Origin of the sequence: Pseudomonas sp. W2Oct36 (assembly GCF_041060465.1) — a bacterium.
Lineage (GTDB): Bacteria > Pseudomonadota > Gammaproteobacteria > Pseudomonadales > Pseudomonadaceae > Aquipseudomonas > Aquipseudomonas graminis_B.
Window position 1 is genome coordinate 105,421 of the sequence record NZ_JAUERW010000012.1, and the last position, 22,936, is coordinate 128,356.

The window sequence follows — 22,936 nt, forward strand, 5'->3', positions numbered from 1 at the left end:
TTCCCCCCGACCAAAGCGACGACCGGGTTTAAGGGGCAGATGACGAAGATTTGACGCCTTGCGGCGGCTTGGCCGGGACCGGTGCAGTTTGTGTGCCAGCACGGCGCAGCGCAGCATCCGGTTTTGCATTGGCCGTGGTGCCCGAGCCTGTGAGGCTGCGGCGCACGTCCAGGTTGCGCGAGATCACCAGCACCACGCGGCGGTTGCGCGCGCGGCCGTCAGCGGTGGCGTTGGAGGTCAGCGGCTGAAATTCGCCGTAACCGACCGAGGCCAGCCGCGCCGGGTTGATCCCGTCCATGGCCAGCATGCGCACGATGCTCGATGAACGCGCCGACGACAGCTCCCAGTTGGTCGGGAACTGCCCGGTGTTGATCGGCTGGTTATCGGTGAATCCTTCGACGTGTACAGGGTTGTCGAACGGCTTGATGATTTTCGCGACCTTGTCGATCAGGTCGAACGCCTGATTGCTCGGCATCGCGTCGCCGCTGCCGAACAGCAGGCTGGAATTGAGCTCGATCTCGATCCACAGCTCGTTGCCACGCACGGTCATCTGCTTGGAAGCGATCAGGTCACCGAACGCCGCGTTGACGTCATCGGCAATCGATTTCAGCGGGTCGTCCGCAGCCTGACCCAGGGCGGCGTCGGTCTGGTCGCTGTCCTGAACCAGCGGGTCGGCGGGTCGTACGGTCTGCGGTTTCTGCTCGCCAATGGGGATCGGCCTGACACTGCGCTCAGGCTCATTGAAGACCCCGACCAGCGCCTCGGACAGCACCTTGTATTTGCCTTCGTTCAGCGACGAGATGGAATACATGACCACGAAAAAAGCGAACAGCAAGGTGATGAAGTCCGCGTAGGACACCAGCCAGCGTTCGTGATTTTCGTGCTCTTCGTGGCGACGTCGGCGGGCCATCAGTCCATCACTCCATGAAGCCTTGCAGCTTCAGTTCGATCGAGCGCGGGTTCTCGCCTTCGGCAATCGAGAGCAGGCCTTCGAGGAGCATTTCGCGGTAGCGCGACTGGCGGATCGCCACGGCCTTGAGCTTGTTCGCTACTGGCAGAAGAAACAGGTTTGCGGACGCTACGCCATAAATGGTGGCAATAAACGCGACAGCGATACCGCTGCCCAGTTGATTGGGGTCGGCCAGGTTGCCCATCACATGGATCAGGCCCATGACGGCGCCGATGATGCCTATCGTGGGCGCATAGCCGCCCATGCTTTCGTAGACCTTCGCGGCCTGAATGTCGCGGCTTTCCTGGGTGATGAAGTCCACTTCCAGAATGCCGCGAATGGCCGCCGGTTCAGCGCCGTCGACCAGCAGTTGCAGGCCTTTGCGTGAATAGGCATCGGGCTCCGAGTCCGCCACGGCTTCGAGGCCCAGCAGGCCCTCTTTGCGCGCAGTGAGACTCCAGGACACGACGCGATCAATGCCGCCGGCCAGGTCGATGCGTGGCGGAAACAGAATCCAGATGAAGATCTGCATCGCCCGTTTGAACGCGCTCATAGGCGTCTGCACCAGGCAGGCCGCCAGCGTACCGCCAAGCACGATCAGCGCGGCCGGGCCGTTGAGCAAGGCGCCCAGATGCCCGCCTTCCAGGAAGTTGCCGCCAATGATCGCGACGAACGCCAGGATGATCCCTATTAGCGTCAAGACATCCATCAGCTGCAGGCCTCCACCAGGTGGCGCCCGATGTCGTCGAGGCTGTAAACGGCGTCGGCCAGTTCGGCTTTGACGATCGCCATGGGCATGCCGTAGATCACGCAGCTGGCTTCGTCCTGCGCCCAGATCTGGCTGCCGCTCTGCTTGAGCAGACGCGCGCCTTCACGGCCGTCAGCGCCCATCCCGGTGAGGACGACGGCGAGGACTTTGTCACTGTAGGACTTCGCCGCCGAGCCGAAGGTGATGTCGACGCACGGCTTGTAGTTCAGGCGCTCGTCGCCCGGCAGGATTTTCACCGCGCCGCGACCGTCGACCATCATCTGTTTGCCACCCGGGGCCAGCAGTGCCAGACCGGGACGCAGGATGTCGCCGTCCTCGGCTTCTTTAACGCTGATGCGGCAGAGCTTGTCGAGGCGCTCGGCGAAGGCTTTGGTGAACGCGGCCGGCATGTGCTGGATCAGCACGATGGGCGCCGGGAAATTGGCCGGCAGTTGGGTCAGCACCCGCTGCAAGGCCACCGGGCCACCGGTGGACGTGCCGATCGCGACCAGTTTGTAGGCTTTGCGCTTGGGCGCAGCCGACGTCGGCGCGTGGTGATGGGACGCCGGTGCATGATGCTGCGGCGCTGGCGCGGCTGTACGTGCAGGCGCAGGGGCTGGCGCCGAACGTGACGGGCTCGGTGCGGCCGACGTGCTGCGCGGTGCCGGCGTTGAGGCGGAAGGTACCGCTGCCGGCGTTGCGGCAGGCGTGCTGGTGTAACCACCGAAACGACGGTTGCTGCGGGAAATGCTGTGTACTTTCTCGCACAGCATCTGTTTGACCTTCTCTGGGTTGCGCGAGATGTCTTCGAAGTTTTTCGGCAGGAAATCCACGGCGCCAGCGTCCAGCGCATCGAGGGTGACTCGGGCGCCTTCGTGGGTCAGGGAGGAGAACATCAACACCGGGGTCGGGCAGCGCTGCATGATGTGACGGACCGCGGTAATGCCATCCATCATCGGCATTTCGTAGTCCATGGTGATCACGTCGGGCTTGAGGGCCAGGGCTTGTTCAATGGCTTCCTTGCCATTGGTGGCGGTACCGACCACCTGAATCGTGGGATCTGAAGAGAGAATTTCCGAAACACGACGTCGGAAAAAACCCGAGTCGTCCACGACGAGAACCTTGACTGCCATAAACACTCCAAAGAGCGCGCGCCACCCCTGAGGGTCGGCGCGCCCTGAATCACGTAGCTTGGGTCACATTGGCGATACGGGACAGGCCAGTGAGACCGGTTTTCGCGCTTAAAACAGGACCGGGTCTATTTGTAGGACCGGCTTTAGCCGGGAAAGCGTGAGATGTCACACCGCAAAATCCATGGTGTCCATACCGGCCCTTTCCCTTAGTAGGACCGGCTTCAGCCGGGAACGCGTCGGATGTCACACCGCGCAATCCAGAGTGTCCATACCGGCCCTTTCCCGGCTGAAGCCGGTCCTACACAAGAAGGCGTCGGGTTTCACACCACAAAATCGAGGGTGTTCACCCTGCCCTCTTCCCGGCTGAAGCCGGTCCTACAGAACATCGAAAGCCGCCTGCTTAAGCCGATCCTGCCTAACCAATCCGTCGTGCCGCGTAGCGCTTGAGCATGCTCGGGACATCGAGAATCAGTGCAATGCGACCGTCACCGGTGATGGTGGCGCCCGACATGCCCGGCGTACCTTGCAGCATCTTGCCCAGCGGCTTGATGACCACTTCTTCCTGGCCGACCAACTGATCCACCACGAAGCCGATGCGTTGCGTGCCGACCGACAGGATCACCACGTGACCTTCGCGCTGCTCCTCGTGAGCCGCCGAACTGACCAGCCAGCGCTTGAGGTAGAACAGTGGCAGCGCCTTGTCGCGGACGATGACCACCTCCTGACCGTCGACGACGTTGGTGGTCGACAGGTCCAGGTGGAAGATCTCGTTGACGTTGACCAGCGGGAACGCGAAGGCCTGATTGCCCAGCATGACCATCAGCGTCGGCATGATCGCCAGAGTCAGCGGGACCTTGATGACGATCTTCGAGCCCAGGCCCTTGGTCGAATGGATGTTGATCGAGCCGTTGAGCTGGGAAATCTTGGTTTTCACCACGTCCATGCCCACGCCACGCCCGGACACATCGGAAATCTCGGTCTTGGTCGAGAAGCCCGGTGCGAAGATCAGGTTGTAGCAGTCGGTGTCGCTGAGGCGATCCGCTGCGTCCTTGTCCATCACGCCACGCTTGACCGCGATCGCACGCAGGACCGCAGGGTCCATGCCTTTGCCGTCATCGGAAATCGACAGCAGGATGTGATCGCCTTCCTGTTCGGCCGAGAGAATCACACGACCGTTCCGGGCCTTGCCCGACGCCTCGCGCTCTTCAGGCGACTCGATACCGTGGTCGACCGCGTTGCGCACCAAGTGGACCAGCGGGTCGGCCAGGGCTTCGACGAGGTTTTTGTCCAGGTCGGTTTCTTCACCCACCAGTTCAAGGCTGATTTCTTTCTTCAACTGACGCGCCAGATCGCGAACCAGTCGCGGGAAGCGACCGAACACTTTCTTGATCGGCTGCATGCGGGTCTTCATGACCGCGGTCTGCAGGTCAGCAGTCACCACGTCCAGATTGGACACGGCCTTGGACATGGCTTCATCGGCGCTGTTGGCGCCCAGGCGCACGAGGCGGTTACGCACCAGCACCAGTTCACCGACCATGTTCATGATTTCGTCCAGCCGCGCGGTGTCGACGCGCACGGTGGTTTCGGCTTCAGCCGGCGGTTTTTCGCTGGCCGCCGGAGCAGCAGCACGCGCCGGAGCAGGCGCAGAGGCAGGCGTCGCTTTGGCCGGTGCCGCCGCAGCAGGCGTCGGTTTGGCGGGTTCGGCTTTGGCCACGGGCTCAGGCTTGTTGACCGGTGCAGCAGGCGCAGCCGGTGCCGCGGCGGCCACCGCAGGTTCGAACTTGCCTTTGCCGTGCAACTGGTCCAGCAGGTCTTCGAATTCGTTGTCGGTGATTTCGTCCGAGGCCGCCGCTTTCGACGGGGCCGCAGGTGCAACCGGCGCGGCAGGCGCAGCGGCAGCAGGAGCAGCATGAGCCGCGGCGTCAGGAGCAGCAGTACCAACGGCATCCGGCGAGAACGAGCCTTTGCCATGCAACTGATCCAGCAGCGACTCAAATTCGTCGTCAGTGATTTCGTCACTGGCCGGTGCGGCAGACGGCGTCACGGCCGCCGGCGGTTGCACGGCATCGACGGCGAACTGGCCTTTGCCATGCAACTGATCGAGGAGTGATTCGAATTCAGCGTCGGTGATTTCATCGCTGGCCGCAGCGCCGGCCGGTGCAGCGGGAGCCGCTGCCGCCGGTGCTGCCGCGACAGGTGCGGCTGCCGCAGGGGCAGAGGCAACCGGTGCAGGACCGCCCGCCGCTTGCGCCTTGACGGCGTTCAGCGAATCCAGAAGCTGTTCGAATTCAAGGTCGGTGATGTCTTCGGACGGCGCTTCAGCCACCGGCTCTTCGACCACCGGGGCTGCAGCCACTTCCTCTTGCGAAGCAGGCTCGGCCAGGCGAGCCAGCGCGGCCAGCAATTCAGGTGTGGCGGGGGTAACGCTGGAGCGCTCGCGCACTTGACCGAACATGCTGTTGACGGTGTCGAGTGCTTCAAGGACCACGTCCATGAGCTCCGAGTCGACGCGGCGTTCACCCTTGCGCAGGATGTCGAACACGTTCTCGGCGATGTGACAGCATTCAACCAGCTCGTTGAGCTGGAGGAAGCCGGCGCCCCCTTTTACAGTGTGAAAACCGCGAAAAATTGCATTGAGCAGGTCCGCATCGTCCGGCCGGCTTTCCAGCTCGACCAACTGCTCTGACAACAGCTCGAGAATCTCGCCGGCCTCTACCAGAAAATCCTGAAGGATTTCTTCATCGGCGCCGAAGCTCATTGGGGGGTGCTCCTAAAATTAACCGTCAAACCGATCCGGAGGCTGCACTGACGGCCTGCGCGCATTGCTTTCGTCGAAGCATTGGCGCGCGGGTCCAGCAGCCACTTTCACAGAAAACCTGAAGACCGAGACAGAATGACCGAATCAGAATCCGAGGCTGGATAGCAGATCGTCAACATCATCCTGTCCGGATACAACGTCTTCACGTTTATCGGCATGAATCTGCGGACCTTCACCCTTGGAGTGAAGTTTTTCTTGTTCTTTTTGCTGACGGAACATTTCCTGGTCGTGCTCGATGCCCGCGAAGCGGTCCACCTGGCTCGCCATGAGCACCAGCTTGAGCAGATTGCGCTCGACTTCGGTGACCAGCGTGGTCACGCGCTTGATCACCTGACCGGTGAGGTCCTGGTAATCCTGAGCGAGCAGAATGTCGTTCAGGTGCGCGGAGACTTCGGTGGTCTCTTTCTCGCTGCGGGTCAGGAACACATCGACGCGGCGGGCCAGATCACGGAACTCTTCGGCGCTGATTTCGCGGCGCATGAAGCGTCCCCAATCGGCGCTCAACGCCTTGGCGTCGTCACTGAGCCCGTGCATCAACGGCGTGCTCTGCTCCACCAGGTCCATGGTCCGGTTGGCCGCGTTTTCGGTCAGCCTGACCACGTACGACAGCCGCTCGGTGGCGTCGGTGATCTGGGAGACCTCCTCGGCCTGGGGCATGTTCGGGTCGATCTGGAAGTTGACGATCGCGCTGTGCAGCTCGCGCGTCAGTTTGCCGACTTCCTGATACAGGCCGCGGTCGCGGGTCTGGTTAAGCTCATGGATCAGTTGCACGGCGTCGCCGAACTTGCCTTTTTCAAGGCTCGCGACCAGCTCTTGTGCGTGTTTCTTCAGGGTTGACTCAAAGTCACCCATTGTCGAATCTTTGGAATCCATAGCGCCCTCGCAGCGGACATCAGCTATTGACGCGCTCAAATATTTTTTCGATTTTTTCTTTGAGCACTTGCGCGGTGAACGGCTTCACCACGTAGCCGTTCACACCGGCCTGAGCGGCTTCGATGATCTGCTCGCGCTTGGCTTCGGCAGTCACCATCAGCACCGGCAGACTGCGCAGACGCTCGTCGGCACGCACCTGACGCAACAGGTCGATGCCGGACATGCCCGGCATGTTCCAGTCAGTGACGAGGAAGTCAAAAGCGCCGCTTTGCAGCATGGGCAATGCGGTGAGTCCGTCATCTGCTTCGGCCGTGTTGGTGAACCCAAGGTCACGCAACAGGTTTTTTATGATCCGCCGCATCGTTGAGAAGTCATCAACGATGAGGATTTTCATGTTCTTGTCCAATTCGACCTCCAAGCAGTCTTTAACGCGTTCAGCACCTGAACGCGCGTCCAATCAATACCGGCTGTGCCGAACATGAAAAGGGGTTTCAATCGACCGGAACGAGCGCAGCGAAACCGGATCATTTACGACCCGGTTCGACCGACTCCTGCCGTGTCTCTTTTGCTTCCCGCTCACGTCTTGCACAGCCGGTCTTACAAGCAAAACACGCAGGCCTCATGGCCTGCGCCTGATTCACGAACGTGCGCGCCACTCGCCAAGACGACCGCGCAGCCGCGCCGCGCATTGACTGTGCAGCTGACTGACACGCGATTCGCTGACCCCCAGGACCTCACCGATTTCCTTGAGGTTCAGCTCTTCGTCGTAGTACAGCGACAAGACCAGGCGTTCACGTTCGGGCAAGTTGGCGATCGCCTCGGCCAGCGCGGCCTGGAAACGCTCGTCTTCCAGATCCCGCGACGGTTCGAGGGACTGGCTCGCGCCGTCCTCGTGCAGCCCTTCGTGTTCGCCGTCCTGCAACAGGTCGTCGAAACTGAACAGGCGGCTGCCCAGGGTATCGTTCAAAATCCCGTAGTAATCGTCGAGACTCAATTCAAGTTCGGCAGCAACCTCGTGATCTTTAGCGTCACGGCCGGTTTTTGCTTCGATTGCACGAATCGCGTCGCTGACCATGCGCGTGTTGCGGTGGACCGAGCGCGGTGCCCAGTCCCCCTTGCGCACTTCGTCGAGCATCGCGCCACGGATACGAATACCCGCGTACGTCTCGAAACTGGCCCCTTTGGTGGAGTCGTATTTGGTCGAGACTTCGAGCAAGCCAATCATGCCCGCCTGAATCAAATCCTCGACCTGCACACTGGCCGGCAGACGCGCCAGCAAGTGGTAGGCGATTCGTTTGACCAGCGGTGCATAACGCTCGATCAGCTCATACTGGGAGTCTTTGGACGATTTGCTGTACATGCGATAGCCACTTGCTGTCATGAGACGGGCCCTGCGCTGGTGTGATGCACGAGGCGTTCTACGAAAAATTCCAGGTGACCGCGCGGGTTCGCCGGCAGCGGCCAGGTGTCGACTTTCTGCGCGATGGCCTTGAACGCCAGGGCACATTTGGAACGCGGAAACGCTTCGTACACGGCGCGCTGTTTCTGCACGGCCTTGCGTACGCATTCGTCGTACGGCACGGCGCCTACATACTGCAGGGCCACGTCGAGAAAACGGTCGGTGACTTTCGTCAGCTTGGCGAAGAGGTTGCGCCCTTCCTGCGGACTCTGGGCCATGTTGGCCAGGACGCGGAAGCGGTTCATGCCGTAATCGCGGTTGAGCAGTTTGATCAGGGCGTAGGCGTCGGTGATCGACGTGGGCTCGTCGCACACCACCAGCAGCACTTCCTGGGCGGCGCGGACAAAGCTCACGACCGACTCGCCGATGCCGGCGGCCGTATCAATGACCAGCACATCGAGGTTGTCGCCGATGTCACTGAAAGCCTGAATCAGCCCGGCATGCTGCGCCGGGGTCAGGTGGACCATGCTCTGGGTGCCCGATGCCGCCGGCACGATGCGTACGCCGCCCGGGCCCTGCAGCAGGACATCGCGCAGCTCGCACCGCCCTTCGATGACGTCAGCCAGGGTGCGCTTGGGGGTCAGACCCAACAATACGTCGACGTTGGCCAGACCCAGATCGGCGTCCAGCAGCATGACGCGACGTCCCAGCTCGGCCAGCGCCAGTGAAAGATTCACTGAAACGTTGGTCTTGCCTACGCCACCTTTGCCACCGGTCACCGCGATAACCTGTACGGGATGCATGCTGCCCATGTTAATTGTTTACCTTGTCTTGCTTAGACCTAAGCCACATGTCGGGCTGCACGTTCAGTGCCTGAACAATGCCTGGCAGACCATCGATGCAGGAAAATTCCACTGTCATTTCTCTACCTAGCCCGCACGCTTGCCGGTGCTGTGATAAAGATCCGCAAACATATCCGCCATCGCTTCCTCGCTAGGCTCCTCCTGCATCTGCACACTCACAGCCCGGCTCACCAATTGGTGCCGACGCGGCAAATGCAGATCATCCGGTATCCGTGGGCCATCCGTGAGATAGGCCACAGGCAGTTCGTGTGTCACGGCCAGGCTGAGCACTTCGCCGAGGCTGGCCGTTTCGTCGAGCTTGGTCAGGATGCACCCGGCCAGGCCGCAACGTTTGTAACTGTGATAAGCCGCTGACAACACCTGCTTCTGGCTGGTTGTTGCCAGCACCAGGTAGTTGCGCGCCTTGATGCCACGGCCGGCGAGGGTTTCCAGTTGCAGACGCAGTGCCGGATCGCTGGCTTGCAGGCCGGCGGTGTCGATCAACACCACGCGCTTGCGCAACAGCGGCTCCAGCGCCTGTGCCAGGGACTGGCCCGGGTCGACGTGGGTGACCGGTACATTGAGGATCCGGCCCAGGGTTTTAAGCTGTTCCTGAGCGCCAATGCGGAAACTGTCCATGCTCACCAGCGCGATATTTTGCGCGCCGTATTTCAACACATATCGGGCCGCCAGTTTAGCCAGCGTGGTGGTTTTACCCATGCCGGCAGGGCCGACCATGGCAATCACACCGCCCTCCTCCAGTGGCTCGATGTCCGGCGTGGCAATCATGCGGGCCAGATGGGCCAGCAGCATGCGCCAGGTGTGAGCCTGATCACCGGATTCCGGGACCATCGCCAAGAGATCGCGAGACAGTGGGCCGGAGAGACCAACGCGTTGCAGACGGCGCCACAGGTTGGCCTGCTGCGGACGGCTGCCTTGCAGCTGGTTCCAGGCCAGCGAGCCCAGCTGGACTTCCAGCAGTTCGCGCAGGCCGTTCAATTCGGAGCGCATCGCTTCGTAGGCACGGTCGCCGACGGCAGGCTCGGCGTTGCGTTCGGCACGCTCGGCGGCAACAGCGGCGTGGACCGACGGGCGAAACGGTTCTTCCAGGGTCGGTTCGATCTGCTTGCTGTCATCCATCGCCAGACCGACGAACAACTGGCGATTGGCGACAGTGTCCAGCTCGCTGCGGTGGGTCAGCTCCGCCTGAGCGGTGACGATGCGCGACTGAGTCTTGCGCAGCTCTTCTTCGAGTTCGATGTTCGGCACACGGGGGGCCAGCGCAGACAACTTGTAGTCCAGGGCCGCGGTCAGTTCCACGCCGCCGGCGATCCGCCGGTTCCCGATGATGGCGGCTTCAGCGCCCAGCTCATCGCGAACCAGTTTCATGGCTTGTCGCATATCGGCGGCGAAAAAACGCTTAACTTGCATGACTCACTACCTCAGCCGTTAGGCCCGACAGTCGCTACGATGGTGACTTGCTTATTGTCAGGAATTTCCTGGTAAGCCAAAACATGCATATTCGGTACAGCCAACCGTCCAAAGCGGGACAACATGGCGCGAACCGGACCTGCGACCAACAAAATAACCGGCTGCCCCTGCATCTCCTGACGCTGCGCCGCTTCGATCAACGAGCGCTGAAGTTTCTCAGCCATGCTCGGTTCGAGGAGAACGCCTTCTTCCTGACCCTGACCTGCCTTCTGCAGACTATTTAGCAATATCTGTTCCAACCTTGGCTCGAGGGTGATCACAGGCAGCTCCGGCTCAATGCCGACAATGCTTTGGACGATTGCGCGGGACAATCCGACCCGTACTGCAGCCACCAGCGCGGCGGTATCTTGACTACGCGCAGCGTTGTTGGCGATAGCCTCGGCGATGGAGCGGATGTCGCGAACCGGTACCTGTTCGGCGAGCAGCGCCTGCAGCACCTTCAGCAGGGCCGACAGCGACAGCACACCCGGGACCAGCTCTTCCGCCAGTTTTGGCGATCCCTTGGCCAGCAGGGTCATCAATTGCTGGACTTCCTCGTGGCCGATCAGTTCATGAGAGTGCTTGTAGAGAATCTGGTTCAAGTGGGTCGCCACCACGGTACTGGCGTCCACCACGGTGTAACCGAGGGATTGCGCCTGGGCGCGCTGGCTGATTTCGATCCACACGGCCTCCAGGCCAAACGCCGGGTCTTTGGCAGTGATGCCGTTGAGGCTGCCAAATACCTGGCCGGGGTTGATGGCCAGTTCGCGGTCGGGGTAGATCTCGGCTTCGGCCAGGGTCACGCCCATGAGCGTCAGGCGATAGGCGCTGGGCGCCAGGTCGAGGTTGTCGCGAATGTGCACCGTCGGCATGAGGAAGCCCAGCTCCTGGGAGAGCTTCTTGCGCACGCCCTTGATCCGCGCCAGCAGTTGCCCTCCCTGGTTGCGGTCCACCAGCGGAATCAGCCGGTAACCGACTTCCAGGCCGATCATGTCGATCGGGGTGACGTCGTCCCAGCCCAGTTCCTTGGATTCCTGCGCGCGGGTCGGCGATGGCAGCAGCTCTTGCTGACGCTTGACCTCCTGCACCGCCGCGAGCTTGACCTGGTTCTCTTTCTTCCACAGCAGGTACGCGCCGCCTGCGGCGACCAGGCCGAGGCTGATGAAGGAGAAGTGCGGCATGCCCGGAACCAGGCCCATGACGATCATGATCCCGGCGGAAACCGCGAGTGCCTTGTGGGAGGCGAACATCTGGCGGCCCACCAGCTTGCCCATTTCTTCCGAACCGGACGCACGGGTCACCATGATCGCGGCCGCGGTGGACAGCAGCAGTGATGGCAATTGCGCCACCAAACCGTCACCGATGGTCAGCAGCGCGTAGACCTTGCCGGCGTCGCCGAAGGTCATGCCGTGTTGCAGGATGCCCACCAGCATGCCGCCGATGAGGTTGATGAAGAGGATGAGCAGGCCGGCGATGGCGTCACCGCGGACGAATTTGCTGGCACCGTCCATGGAGCCGTAGAACTCGGCTTCCTGGGCGACTTCGAGGCGACGGCGTTTGGCTTCGGGCTGGTCGATGAGGCCGGCGTTCAGGTCGGCGTCGATGGCCATCTGTTTGCCGGGCATGGCGTCGAGGGTGAAGCGCGCGCTCACTTCGGAGATGCGCCCGGCACCTTTGGTGACGACGACGAAGTTGATGATCATGAGGATGGCGAAGACGACGATACCGACGACGTAGTTGCCGCCGATGACGACTTCACCGAACGCCTGGATGACTTTACCGGCGGCGGCGTGGCCGTCCTGGCCGTGGAGCATGACGACGCGGGTGGAGGCGACGTTGAGGGCCAGTCGCAGCAGGGTGGCGACGAGGAGGATGGTCGGGAATACGGAGAAGTCGAGGGGCCGCAGGGCGTAGATACAGACGAGCAGGACGACGATGGACAGGGCGATGTTGAAGGTGAAGAAGACGTCCAGGAGGAACGGCGGCATGGGCAGCATCATCATGGCGAGCATGACGAGGAGCAGTAGCGGTACGCCAAGTTGTCCACGGCCCAGGCCGATCAATCCGGTTCTGGCGTGGGAGATGAGTTGTGAGCGTTCCACCGATGGGCACCTGCGCGTTAAATCAATCTTTTGACGCCGAAGCGTTGTATCGGGGTTATTGCAAGAAGGGGTCCAACATTTGACAGTGGGTTGAAAATATCAGAGTGCCAGTATTCAGATCCGCGATTTCCGTCGGGTGCCGGATGAGTCAAGATCAAAGGCATCTGCCTAACGGCAGACATTTCGCCTTCGGCGAGTTACTTGGAAAAGCACCCCAAGTAACCAAAGGTGCTTGCTCCTGGTTGGGCCCCTCCTTCGTCGGGGTTCCTTCACTCCGGTCCCGCTCCGTGGGCCCGCCGCCATCCGCCATCCATGGCGGGGGGCGGCTCTCGCCGCATCCATGCGGCTCGGCCCACTCCGCGAGACCTGCGTTCAGCCTGCACCCAAGTCGCGATGGGTGGTGTCTGGACTTTTTGTGCATGAAGATCAGAAGCGCGCTTACGCTTGGTAGAACCGGCTTTAGCCGGGAATAGGCCTGTGTGACCACCACCAATTTCACTGAATGCACGCGCTGCTTTTTGTGGGACCGGCTTTAGCCGGGAAGGCGTCAGGTGGGACACCGCAAGCCTAGCGTCCCGCACCCACGGCTGATCGCCTCGAGGGCGGCTCGAGGGGACTGATTTATTTACAGCGCTTCACCGTAAATTAATCTGTCCCCGCCAAGCGCTTGTCCCCACCAAGCGCTAGATCACTTTCACTGCCCGCCCGATGAATTGAATCGGCCCGGTGGGCTTGCCGGTCGGGGAGCCGTTGGGGTTTTCGAGGGTGAGTTCGAAGAGTTGGTTGGGTTGCAGGGGCGGCAGTTTGTTTACGGAGACGGAGAGGGTCTGGCCGGGTTTGACCAGGCCCAGGGACACGGGGCCCTGCCAGCCGTCGGCTTTTGTCCAGAACTGGAGGGCTTTGTCGGCGGGGACTGGGGTGGCGCCGAGCGGTATCAGCTGGATTTCTTCCGGGTTGCTGGCCTGAATCACCCAGCCGGGGGCCTGATTCTGTGGGGCGACGAGGACGACGAGGTAGGTCGTGGGGTTTACCGGTGCTGTCCGGGTCACCAGCATTGTGGCCAGCAGCAGCGTGGCAAAAAGACCGGCGCCGGCAAGTCCGCGCCACACCGGCAGAAGACCCCACCATGAATGCGGTTTCACGGGAGGCGCTACGTCGGGGGCTCGGCGGTCGTGGCTGCTGACGCTGCGCGCGATTCGATCCCACAGTCGTGGGCTTGGGCTTTGCGGTTCGGCCAGCTCAGTCAAGGCCAGCAGGCGCCCTTCCCACGCGTCCACCGCTGCGCGCAAATCGGTGTCCGTGGCGAGGCGGCTCTGGACGTCGAGTCGTTGCTCGGCCGGCAGTGTGCCTAACACGTACTCGCTGGCCAGTGCGTCCAGCTCATTGGCGCTGTCTTTCGACGGATAACCTGTCATCCCATGCACTCCCGCAATGCCACCAGACTGCGTTTGATCCAGGCTTTCACCGTGCCCAGCGGCGCGCCCACTTTCTGCGAGATCTCCGAGTGCGAATAGCCGTCGACGTACGCATGAAGAATGCAGTTGCGACGCGCCGGTTCCAATTGTTCAAGGCATCCATAGACGCGCCCTGAGCGGGAGCGGTATTCAAAGGTGTCGACATCGGTTGTGACGTCCAATGCGGCGTCCGCCAGCAACGCGCTTTCGCTCTGCTCGCTGACCTGAATGATGTGCGCGTTATCACGCATGAAGTTCAGCGCCAGGTGCCGGGTCACGCTGAAGATCCAGCCACGGGCCGTGCCTCGCGCCGGGTCGAAACTGCCGGCGCGGGTCCAGATTTTGAGGAAGGCGTCGTGCACGATGTCCTCGGCCAGCGCGTCGCTGCGGACGATCCGCTTGGCGATGCCGAGCAGGCGTGCGCTTTCTTGCGTGTAGAGCTTGTGCAAGGCCTGCTGCTCACCTCGGGCGCAGGCCGCCAGACAGGCTTCGTAGTCAAAACAGTCTTCAGGTAAGGACAAAATGCTCAACCGCCAACGAAAAGAAATACCCCGACCCAGGGGCCGGGGTTGCGTCGGTGCAGCGTAGATGACTTTGTGCGCCAGCGACGCTGCATGACGTGGGACGTTGGTCTACTTGGCAGCCCAGAAAATATAGTCCGCCTGGTATTTCACGATTTCTTGCTTGCCCTTGGTCGCCATCGAGCACTCCATCTTCGGCGCGACACCGCCTTTGGTCGCCACTCGCTGGATGTAACTGACCTTGCTCATCGCGCCCTTGCCTTCTGCAGGGTTGGCTTTCACCAACTGATACGGAATGTCGCCCGTGCCGGCGGGGGCGACAGCGAGTTGCGTGCCGGTGATCTTCGAACCGTCAGCGGCCTGCCAGGTCGCCGGTGGCCCGAAGTACGTGCCGACCTGCTTGCCGCTGCGATCATTCAACACCGCTTTCGGGCCGACGAACGTCCATTCGGTCTGGCCGGCAGCGTTGGGCTTGTCGCGGCACTCATAGGTGATCTCGCCCACGCCCACCGTCTCCATCGCAATCTTGTGACCGTCCGGAACCTTCACCGCGTCCGGCAACGCCATCTGTGCGTACGCCGCCGGCGCCGTGGCCAGCAGGCAAGTGGCTGCCAATGAAACACCGAACGAACCCAGTAATTTTTTAGCGTTCATGCCATCTCTCCATTAGATAAACAGGTCAGCAGCCATCGCTACTTCTTGTACTACCCGGGGGAGAACGAACTGGATGCAGGGATTTGAAAAAAAATCTGCGCGGGGATCAGCGGGAGTACGGAGGAATGAGCAAAAGGGCATTGAGTCGATCAACATGGCGCCCGTCGCAAGGCCAGACCATGGACCCGGCGGACGGAACGAGAGTCCGCCGGGTACTGCAACGATCAGTTCAGCGGCTACGGCATCAGCACCGAGTCGACCACGTGAATGACGCCGTTGGACTGCATCACGTCAGCGATGCTGACCGCGCTTTTCCCGCCTTTGGCGTCCATCACCCACAGCTTGCCGTCATGGGGCATGACGGTGAGGGATTCGCCTTGTACGGTTTTCAGCACCACCTTGCCGCCGTTCATTTTGGCGTCCGCCATCAATTGTTTGGCGGTGTGGGTACCGGCGACAACGTGGTACGTCAGAATTTTGGTCAGGTCCGCTTTGTTCTCAGGTTTGACCAGCGTCTCCACCGCGCCTGCGGGCAGTTTGGCAAAGGCTTCATTGGTGGGGGCGAAGACGGTGAACGGGCCTTTGCTGTTGAGGGTGTCTACAAGACCTGCAGCTTTGACCGCCGTCACCAGGGTCGTGTGGTCCTTGGAGTTGACCGCATTTTCGACGATGGTCTTGCTCGGGTACATGGCGGCGCCACCGACCATGACGGTGTCGGCAGCAAAGACGGGCGATGCAGCGAGGCAGAGAGCGGCAAAGGAGGCAGCGGCAACGCGTTTGGCAAGGGTCAACATGGTAGTTCTCCCAGATTTTCAGGTCCTTCGGATGAAGGTGAGAGAGATACGAAGCCGGTGCCGAAACGGATGCATCACAGTGAAGATATTTTTCCCTGGGCGACGACCGGTCCGGTTGGCAGCCCGCTCGGTGACCCGTTCAACGGCTCCAGGGTGACGGCGAGCACCGCGCCACTGGCGAGCAGGTCTGCCAGTTGCGGCGGCACGCTCAATGTCGCGGAGGCATTGGCCGGCAGCACGCCCAGCGACCGAGGCTTGCCATCGGAGGCGATTACCCAGGCCTCAGCACTTTTGCCAGGCCAGTCGGCGTGGCCCGTGCTGACGAATAGCACGCCTCGCCGGTCGGGGTTGATCGCGGCGGCAAACAGCGTATTGCCGTCGCTCTGATCCAGACGCGCCAGCAGTGCCGGGCCCGGTGTGGGTTGAGGTCCGGAGACAGGTTGCTGAAGGATCAGTACCGATGCCAGCAACCCGGCAGCCAGCGCGGCTGTCGTCCAACGCCAGAGCCCGAGGTTGTTCCACCAGCCCGACGCCCGTGACGGCGGACGACTGGCACTCCCAAACAGCTGCTGCTCAATCGCGCGCCAGGCGCCAATGGGAGTACTGGATGCCGGCAACTGGCTGAGCCACTCGGCGAAATGCGCCTGCCATTTCGCCATTGTGCGCTCATGGCGCGGGTCCAGCGCAATCATCGCCTCCACCCGCTCACGCCCTTCGCGGCCGAGCACGCCAAGCACGTACTCCGCGATCAGCAAGTCCGGGGTTTCGTCAGGGGGCACGGGATGCTCGTTCATAGGCCAAGGCACAAGCGCAGTCGAAGCAGCCCGCGACGAATCCAGCTTTTCATTGTTCCCAGCGCAATGCCGTGGCGCTCGGCCAGCTCGGCGTAAGAGCAGCCCTCAAAGAACGCGACGCGAATGTAGCGTTGCTGGGCTTCTTCGAGGGTGTCTAGACAGCGGTCCAGTTGACTGCCTTGTTGTTCGCGCTCAAGGGCCTCCGGGATGGCGTCGTGGGTGGACGATTCCGGAATGGTTTCAAGTGGGTCGTGAGGGCGATGGGCCCTGCGCCGGTCAATCGCCTTGTTGCGCGCCATCGTCCCAAGCCAGGTCATGGCGCTGGCGAGTTGCGGATCGAAGCGAGAGGCCTTCAGCCACGCCATGATGTACACCTCCTGAAGCACCTCTTCGGCCTCGGCCCGATTGCCGGCATAGTGCAGGCAGATGCCGAACAGTTTTGCCGATGTCGCGTGATACATCGCCTCGAACGCCAACCGATTGCCCCTGCCGCACGCCTGCATCAGAACATTCAAAGCCTCGGCGCTGGATTGAGCGTCAGTGAAATGCGCTGCATTCGGTCGAATGGTCAAGTGGAGAGGCCTTGAAAGGGACTGCGGTCACTCTAGACGGTTTTTGTTGGGGCTGTAATCCCCCGACTACGCGAGCGACCCTTAAGTACGGAGATCAAGAGCAGATCGAGGGCAGATCAGTCGCCAAGGACTTGTGGGAGTGAGCTTGCTCACGAAGGGGCTGGTACATCCACCGAATTTCTGGTGTTTGAAATGCAGCATTCGCGAGCAAGCTCGCTCCCACAGGGAGGGCGTCTGGTCAGCAAAATCGCCAGCGCCCCGACCGGCCCCTTCCCGGCTAAAGCCGGTCCCACTAAAAAGCAGAGCGTGCAATCAGCGGGATTGGCGATGACTGTAGGACCGGCTTCAGCCGGGAAGCTTGTGATGTGCTTTTGATCTTCATACACAAAAGGTTCAGTCACCGCCAATCGCGACTTGGGTGCAGGCTGAACGCAGGTCTCGCGCAGTGGGCCGAGCCGCATGGATGCGGCGAGAGCGCCGTCAGGACATGGATGTCCGTTCGGCGCGGGCCCACGGAGCGAGACCGGAGTGAAGGAACCCTGAGGAACGAAGGGCCCAACCAGGAGCAAGCACCCTTGGTTACTTGGGGTGCCTTTCCAAGTAACTCGCCGAAGGCGAAATGTCTGCCGTTAGGCAGACCTCTCCCCGCCGCCCCGCGCAATCGGGGACAGATTAATTTACGGTGAAGCGCTGTAAATAAATCAGTCCCCTTTACGCTCTTGACGATCCTGAAGAAGCCCTACGAATCACGCCTCAAATCCGGCGGAATCGGCAAATTCTCCCTCAACGGATCAGGCCGCTTGCCACGCCCCGCCCGATACTGCCGAATCTGATACACATACGCCAACACCTGCGCCACCGCCAGATACAACCCCGCCGGAATCTCCTGATCCAACTCCGTGCTGTAATAAATCGACCGCGCCAGCGCCGGCGACTGCAACAACAAAATCTCATGCTGCGCCGCAATCTCCCGAATCTTCAGCGCCATGAAATCACTGCCCTTGGCCAACAGAATCGGCGCCCCGCCCCGCTCAGCGTCATATTTGAGCGCCACCGCATAATGCGTCGGGTTCGTGATAATCACATCCGCCTCCGGAATCGCCGCCATCATCCGCCGCTGCGACATATCCCGCTGCAACTGACGAATCCGCTGCTTGACCTCCGGCCGCCCCTCACTGTCCTTGTGCTCATCGCGCACCTCCTGCTTGGTCATCAGCAGCTTCTTGTGCGACTCCCACAACTGCACCGGCACATCGATCGCCGCGATGATCAACAGGCCCATCGCCATCCACAGCGTGCTCCAGCCCACCAGCTGCAAACTGTGCACCACCGCCATCTCCACTGGCTCCTTGGAGATGGACACCAGGTCGGCCTTGTCCTTCATCAGCACCACCAGCGCCACCGCCAGCACAATCAAAAACTTCGCAAACGACTTCAACAGCTCAATCAGCGCCTTGGGCGAGAACATCCGCTTGATGCCGGCGGCCGGGTTCATGCGGCTGAACTTGGGTGCCAGGGAGCCGGCGGCAAACAGCCAGCCGCCGAGGGAAATGGGGCCGATGAAGGCCGCCACGGTCAACGCCAGCAGAATCGGCTGCACCGACAGCAACGCGGCTTTGCCCGAAGCCATCAGCATGATCGCCATGCTGCGCTCGTCGAGAATCGCCTCGCGGGTGATGGTGAAGTTGTCGCGCATCAGCTGCATCATCATTTCCGCCATGGAGCCGCCAAACGCCAGCAGCCCCGCCGCGCCCACAATCATCACCACAACCGTGTTCAGCTCCTTGGAGCGGGCGATCTCGCCCTTCTCCCGGGCGTCGCGTTTGCGTTTGTCCGTGGGGTCTTCTGTTTTGTCCTGACCACTCTCGCTTTCGGCCATGTCAGCGCGCCTTGACCAGGTCTCTGAGCAACTGCAGGGCGTCGACCGCCAGCGGTTGGTATTGATTGAGAATGTCGCCGAGGGTGATCCACAGAATCACCATGCCCAGCACCAGCGTCAGCGGAAAACCGATCGAAAAGATATTCAGCTGTGGCGCCGCGCGGGTCATCACGCCCATGGCGATGTTCACCACCAACAGCGCCGCGATGGCCGGCAGCACCAGCACCAGTGCCGCGCCGAGCACCCAGCCCAGACGCATCACCAGCAGCCAGATGTCCGAGGTACTGATGCCCTGCCCCACCGGCAAGGTGGTGAAGCTCTCGATGAGGATTTCGAACACCACCAGGTGGGCATTCATGGCCAGGAACAACAGGGTCACGAGCATGGTGAGGAACTGCCCGATGGTCGCCACCGACACGCCGTTGACCGGGTCGACCATGGACGCGAAGCCCATGCCCATCTGAATCCCGATGATCTGCCCGGCGATGACGAATGCCTGGAAAAACAGCTGCAGCGACAGGCCCATGCCGGCGCCGATGAGGATCTGCTGCGCGATCAGCAGCAGCCCACTGAGGTCGAGGGCGTGCACGGCGGGCATGGGCGGCAGGCTCGGCGCGACAACGACCGTGATCGCCAGCGCGAAATACAGCCGAACCCGCTTGGGCACCAGCGTGGTACCGATGATCGGCATGGTCATCAGCAGCGCGCCGATGCGAAACAGCGGCAGCATGAACGCCGCCACCCAGGTGCTGATCTGGGTGTCGGTCAACGCCAGCACAGGTTCCATCGAGGGGTCAGCCGATCACTTGGGGAATGCTGGTGTACAGATTGGTGATGTACTCCATGAAGGTGCGCACCATCCACGGGCCGACCACGATCAGCGTGACCAGCATGACCAACAGGCGTGGCAGGAAGCTCAAGGTCTGTTCGTTGATCTGCGTCGCGGCCTGGAACATCGAGACGATCAGGCCCACGATCAGGCTCGGCACCACCAGAATGGCGACCATGGTCGTGGTCAGCCACAGCGCTTCGCGAAACAGGTCGACAGCTACTTCCGGGGTCATGCTGCGCACTCCACGTCAGACGAATTCATACACCACCAAAGCTGCCGGCCAGGGTGCCGATGATCAGCGCCCAGCCATCCACCAGCACGAACAGCATGATTTTGAACGGCAGGGAAATGATCAGCGGCGACAGCATCATCATGCCCATGGCCATCAGGATGCTCGCCACCACCAGATCGATGATCAGGAACGGGATGAAAATCATGAAGCCGATCTGGAACGCGGTTTTCAATTCCGAGGTGACGAACGCCGGCACCAGAATCGTCAGCGGCGCCGCATCAGGGGTCGCAATGTCGGTGCGCTTGGACAGGCGCATGAACAGCTCCAGGTCGCTGGAGCGGGTCTGCGCCAGCATGAAATCCTTGATCGGCACTTCGGCCTTGGCCACGGCGTCCTGGGCGGTGAGTTTTTCCGCCAGGTACGGCTGCAGGGCATCGTTGTTCACCCGGTCGAACACCGGCGCCATGATGAACAGGGTCAGGAACAGCGCCATGCCGGTGAGGATCTGGTTGGACGGCGTCTGTTGCAGGCCGAGGGCCTGCCGCAGGATCGAGAAGACGATGATGATCCGCGTGAAGCTGGTCATCAGCATGACGAACGCCGGGATGAAGCTCAGCGCGGTCATGATCAGCAGGATCTGCAGGCTGACCGAATATTCCTGCTGGCCGTTGGCGCCGGTGCCCAGCGTGATGGCGGGGATCGACAACGGATCGGCGCCGAACGCCAGCGGCGCTGCAAGCAACAGCAGCAGCGTCAAAACAATGCGCATCAGTTCGTGTCCTTCTGATCCGTAGTACGTGTCGCGCCCGTCGTGCCTGGCGTACCTGCTTTCTTACCTGCGCCACCGAAAATATTCTTGCCTTTGCGTTGCCCCGCTCCGCCCTTGTTGCCCAGCGCTTCCAGCAGACGCTTTGCGAATTCCGGCTGGACGCTTTGTGGGTCAGGCACGTCAACCGGCTCGTTCATCACGTGCAACGCAGTGATGCTCCCGGGGGAGACGCCAAGCAGAACCTGTTCGTTGCCGACCTGCACCAGCACCAGCCGATCGCGAGTCCCCAGGGCGCGGGAGCCCACCAGTTTGATCACCTGATTGCCCGCCGGCCCCGCGCGCTGCACCCGGCGCATCAGCCAGGCCAGTACGAAGATCAGCCCGATTATCAGCAGCAGACCCAGCACCAGCTGCAGCAGCTGCCCGCCGATCCCGCCGTTCAGGGTTCCGGCCACCGGCGCGGCAACCGCTGGCGTGGTGGTCGCCGCCGTCGTCGCTGTCGTCGCTGCAGGCGCGGCCGGCGTCGCCGGATCGGCCGCCATCACCGCCCAGGACAATGCCAGCAGCGGCAGGCTCGACAGGGTTCTGAACAGGCCGCGCACTTAACGCAGCTTCTTGATACGTTCGCTCGGGCTGATCACGTCGGTCAGACGGATGCCGAACTTTTCGTTCACCACAACCACTTCGCCATGGGCGATCAGGGTGCCGTTGACCAGCACGTCCAGCGGCTCGCCAGCCAGACGGTCCAGCTCGATCACCGAGCCCTGGTTGAGCTGCAGCAGGTTGCGGATGTTGATGTCGGTGCTGCCCACTTCCATGGAAATCGACACCGGGATATCAAGGATCACGTCCAGGTTCGGGCCGTCCAGGCTGACCGCGCCGTTGCTTTTCGGCAGGCCGCCAAACTCTTCCATCGTCATGCGATTGGCATTGTTGCCGGCGTCGGCCGCCAGCAGCGCGTCGATGTCCGCTTGCCCGTCCCCGGCCTCACCCAGTGCAGCCGCCCACTCGTCGGCAAGAGCCTGGTCGTCAGCGGAATTCATTTCGTTGTCATTAGCCATGGTTGTCCTCGGGGAACTGTGATTCGTTTACGCAGCGCATTCGTTTTGCCGGCGACGAAGGGTCACCGGCGTTCTATGGGTTCGACGACTTGCAGGGCGAGGTTGCCCTTGTGCGAACCCAGTTTGACCTTGAAGGAAGGCACGCCGTTGGCGCGCATGACCAGGTGTTCCGGGAGATCGACAGGAATCACGTCGCCCGGCTGCATGTGCAGGATGTCGCGCAGTTTGAGCTGACGCGTGGCGACTGCGACGCGCAACGGCACCGACACGTCGAGCACGTCCTGCTTGAGCGCGTTGACCCAGCGTTCGTCCTGATCGTCGACATCCGACTGGAAACCGGCATCGAGCATTTCGCGCACCGGCTCGATCATCGAATACGGCATGGTCACGTGAAGATCGCCGCCACCGCCGTCCAGTTCGATATGGAACGTGGACACCACGATGGCTTCGCTCGGGCCGACGATGTTGGCCATGGCCGGGTTCACTTCCGAGTTGATGTACTCGAAGTTGACTTCCATGATCGCCTGCCATGCTTCCTTCAAATCAATGAAGGCCTGATCCAGCACGATGCGCACCACGCGCAGCTCGGTGGGGGTGAATTCACGCCCTTCGATCTTGGCGTGACGGCCGTCGCCGCCAAAGAAGTTGTCCACCAGCTTGAACACCAGTTTGGCGTCGAGGATGAACAGCGCGGTGCCGCGCAGGGGTTTGATCTTGACCAGATTGAGACTGGTTGGCACGTACAGCGAGTGCACGTATTCGCCGAACTTCATCACCTGCACGCCCCCCACGGCCACATCGGCCGAGCGACGCAGCAGGTTGAACATGCTGATGCGGGTGTAACGGGCGAAACGCTCGTTGATCATTTCCAGGGTCGGCATGCGCCCGCGGACGATGCGATCCTGACTGGTCAGGTCGTAACTCTTTACGCTGCCGGGGTCAGCAACACTATCGGTCTGTACCAGACCGTCGTCGACGCCATGCAACAGCGCGTCGATCTCATCCTGGGACAGCAGGTCTTGCACGGCCATGTCGTGGTC

The 22,936-nt window shown here is 61.6% G+C and carries 22 protein-coding genes and 1 pseudogene; all 23 read right to left on the reverse strand.

From position 1 onward, the window contains the following. Positions 1–28: 28 nt before the first annotated feature. The gene (motD, locus tag QWI18_RS16815; RefSeq protein ID WP_065987316.1) at positions 29–910 is read right to left on the reverse strand and encodes a flagellar motor protein MotD; all 882 of its coding nucleotides are present in this window, start codon (positions 908–910) and stop codon (positions 29–31) included. 7 nt (positions 911–917) lie between these two features. Beyond that, positions 918–1,658, reverse strand: a complete 741-nt coding sequence (locus QWI18_RS16820; protein WP_065987315.1) for a flagellar motor protein — start codon at positions 1,656–1,658, stop codon at positions 918–920. Beyond that, positions 1,658–2,830: a chemotaxis response regulator protein-glutamate methylesterase gene (locus tag QWI18_RS16825; protein WP_065987314.1), complete on the reverse strand. Its 1,173-nt coding sequence runs from the start codon at positions 2,828–2,830 to the stop codon at positions 1,658–1,660. The genes QWI18_RS16820 and QWI18_RS16825 overlap by 1 nt, the downstream gene beginning before the upstream one ends. Before the next feature lie 415 nt (positions 2,831–3,245). After that, positions 3,246–5,588, reverse strand: coding sequence for a chemotaxis protein CheA (locus tag QWI18_RS16830; RefSeq protein WP_065987313.1), 2,343 nt, complete (start codon positions 5,586–5,588; stop codon positions 3,246–3,248). Positions 5,589–5,732: 144 nt separating this feature from the next. Continuing rightward, complete coding sequence (locus QWI18_RS16835; protein ID WP_065987312.1) at positions 5,733–6,521, reverse strand: protein phosphatase CheZ; 789 nt, start codon at positions 6,519–6,521, stop codon at positions 5,733–5,735. 19 nt (positions 6,522–6,540) lie between these two features. Further along, positions 6,541–6,915 (reverse strand): chemotaxis response regulator CheY, encoded by a 375-nt coding sequence (locus tag QWI18_RS16840; protein WP_172612850.1) that lies wholly within the window; start codon positions 6,913–6,915, stop codon positions 6,541–6,543. A 243-nt stretch (positions 6,916–7,158) separates the two neighbouring features. Then, on the reverse strand, positions 7,159–7,902 hold the full coding sequence (gene fliA, locus QWI18_RS16845) for an RNA polymerase sigma factor FliA (protein WP_065987311.1): 744 nt from the start codon (positions 7,900–7,902) through the stop codon (positions 7,159–7,161). After that, entirely contained in the window at positions 7,899–8,732 is an 834-nt protein-coding gene (gene fleN / locus QWI18_RS16850) for a flagellar synthesis regulator FleN (protein ID WP_037011520.1), read from the reverse strand. Before fleN ends, fliA begins: the two co-directional genes overlap by 4 nt. A gap of 117 nt (positions 8,733–8,849) precedes the next feature. Continuing rightward, positions 8,850–10,193 (reverse strand): flagellar biosynthesis protein FlhF, encoded by a 1,344-nt coding sequence (gene flhF / locus QWI18_RS16855; protein WP_065987310.1) that lies wholly within the window; start codon positions 10,191–10,193, stop codon positions 8,850–8,852. Between the two features lie 11 nt (positions 10,194–10,204). Beyond that, positions 10,205–12,334: a flagellar biosynthesis protein FlhA gene (gene flhA / locus QWI18_RS16860; RefSeq protein ID WP_065987309.1), complete on the reverse strand. Its 2,130-nt coding sequence runs from the start codon at positions 12,332–12,334 to the stop codon at positions 10,205–10,207. 683 nt (positions 12,335–13,017) lie between these two features. Then, the gene (locus tag QWI18_RS16865; RefSeq protein ID WP_369319321.1) at positions 13,018–13,749 is read right to left on the reverse strand and encodes an anti-sigma factor; all 732 of its coding nucleotides are present in this window, start codon (positions 13,747–13,749) and stop codon (positions 13,018–13,020) included. Further along, entirely contained in the window at positions 13,746–14,309 is a 564-nt protein-coding gene (locus QWI18_RS16870; protein WP_369319322.1) for a sigma-70 family RNA polymerase sigma factor, read from the reverse strand. The genes QWI18_RS16865 and QWI18_RS16870 overlap by 4 nt, the downstream gene beginning before the upstream one ends. 111 nt (positions 14,310–14,420) lie before the next feature. Further along, positions 14,421–14,963 carry a DUF3455 domain-containing protein gene (locus QWI18_RS16875; protein ID WP_369319323.1) on the reverse strand — a complete coding sequence of 181 codons (543 nt, stop codon included), beginning with the start codon at positions 14,961–14,963 and terminating at the stop codon, positions 14,421–14,423. 236 nt (positions 14,964–15,199) lie between these two features. Next, entirely contained in the window at positions 15,200–15,757 is a 558-nt protein-coding gene (locus QWI18_RS16880; protein ID WP_192130037.1) for a fasciclin domain-containing protein, read from the reverse strand. Positions 15,758–15,831: 74 nt separating this feature from the next. Beyond that, the gene (locus QWI18_RS16885; RefSeq protein ID WP_369319324.1) at positions 15,832–16,536 is read right to left on the reverse strand and encodes an anti-sigma factor; all 705 of its coding nucleotides are present in this window, start codon (positions 16,534–16,536) and stop codon (positions 15,832–15,834) included. 11 nt (positions 16,537–16,547) lie between these two features. Further along, positions 16,548–17,123: a sigma-70 family RNA polymerase sigma factor gene (locus QWI18_RS16890; RefSeq protein ID WP_197985812.1), complete on the reverse strand. Its 576-nt coding sequence runs from the start codon at positions 17,121–17,123 to the stop codon at positions 16,548–16,550. A 739-nt stretch (positions 17,124–17,862) separates the two neighbouring features. Continuing rightward, on the reverse strand, positions 17,863–19,002 hold the full coding sequence (flhB, locus tag QWI18_RS16895) for a flagellar biosynthesis protein FlhB (protein ID WP_369319325.1): 1,140 nt from the start codon (positions 19,000–19,002) through the stop codon (positions 17,863–17,865). Position 19,003: 1 nt separating this feature from the next. Then, the gene (fliR, locus tag QWI18_RS16900) at positions 19,004–19,789 is read right to left on the reverse strand and encodes a flagellar biosynthetic protein FliR (RefSeq protein ID WP_065987305.1); all 786 of its coding nucleotides are present in this window, start codon (positions 19,787–19,789) and stop codon (positions 19,004–19,006) included. 7 nt (positions 19,790–19,796) lie between these two features. Then, positions 19,797–20,066, reverse strand: a complete 270-nt coding sequence (gene fliQ / locus QWI18_RS16905) for a flagellar biosynthesis protein FliQ (RefSeq protein WP_065987304.1) — start codon at positions 20,064–20,066, stop codon at positions 19,797–19,799. A 25-nt stretch (positions 20,067–20,091) separates the two neighbouring features. Further along, positions 20,092–20,835: a flagellar type III secretion system pore protein FliP gene (gene fliP, locus QWI18_RS16910; RefSeq protein WP_065987303.1), complete on the reverse strand. Its 744-nt coding sequence runs from the start codon at positions 20,833–20,835 to the stop codon at positions 20,092–20,094. A 119-nt stretch (positions 20,836–20,954) separates the two neighbouring features. Beyond that, a pseudogene (gene fliO, locus QWI18_RS16915) lies at positions 20,955–21,428 on the reverse strand (flagellar biosynthetic protein FliO); the annotation flags it as partial. A gap of 9 nt (positions 21,429–21,437) precedes the next feature. Next, the gene (fliN, locus tag QWI18_RS16920) at positions 21,438–21,896 is read right to left on the reverse strand and encodes a flagellar motor switch protein FliN (RefSeq protein WP_192130035.1); all 459 of its coding nucleotides are present in this window, start codon (positions 21,894–21,896) and stop codon (positions 21,438–21,440) included. A gap of 62 nt (positions 21,897–21,958) precedes the next feature. Further along, a complete protein-coding gene (gene fliM / locus QWI18_RS16925) occupies positions 21,959–22,927 on the reverse strand; it encodes a flagellar motor switch protein FliM (protein ID WP_065987300.1) in 969 nt (322 codons plus the stop codon). Positions 22,928–22,936 lie beyond the last annotated feature (9 nt).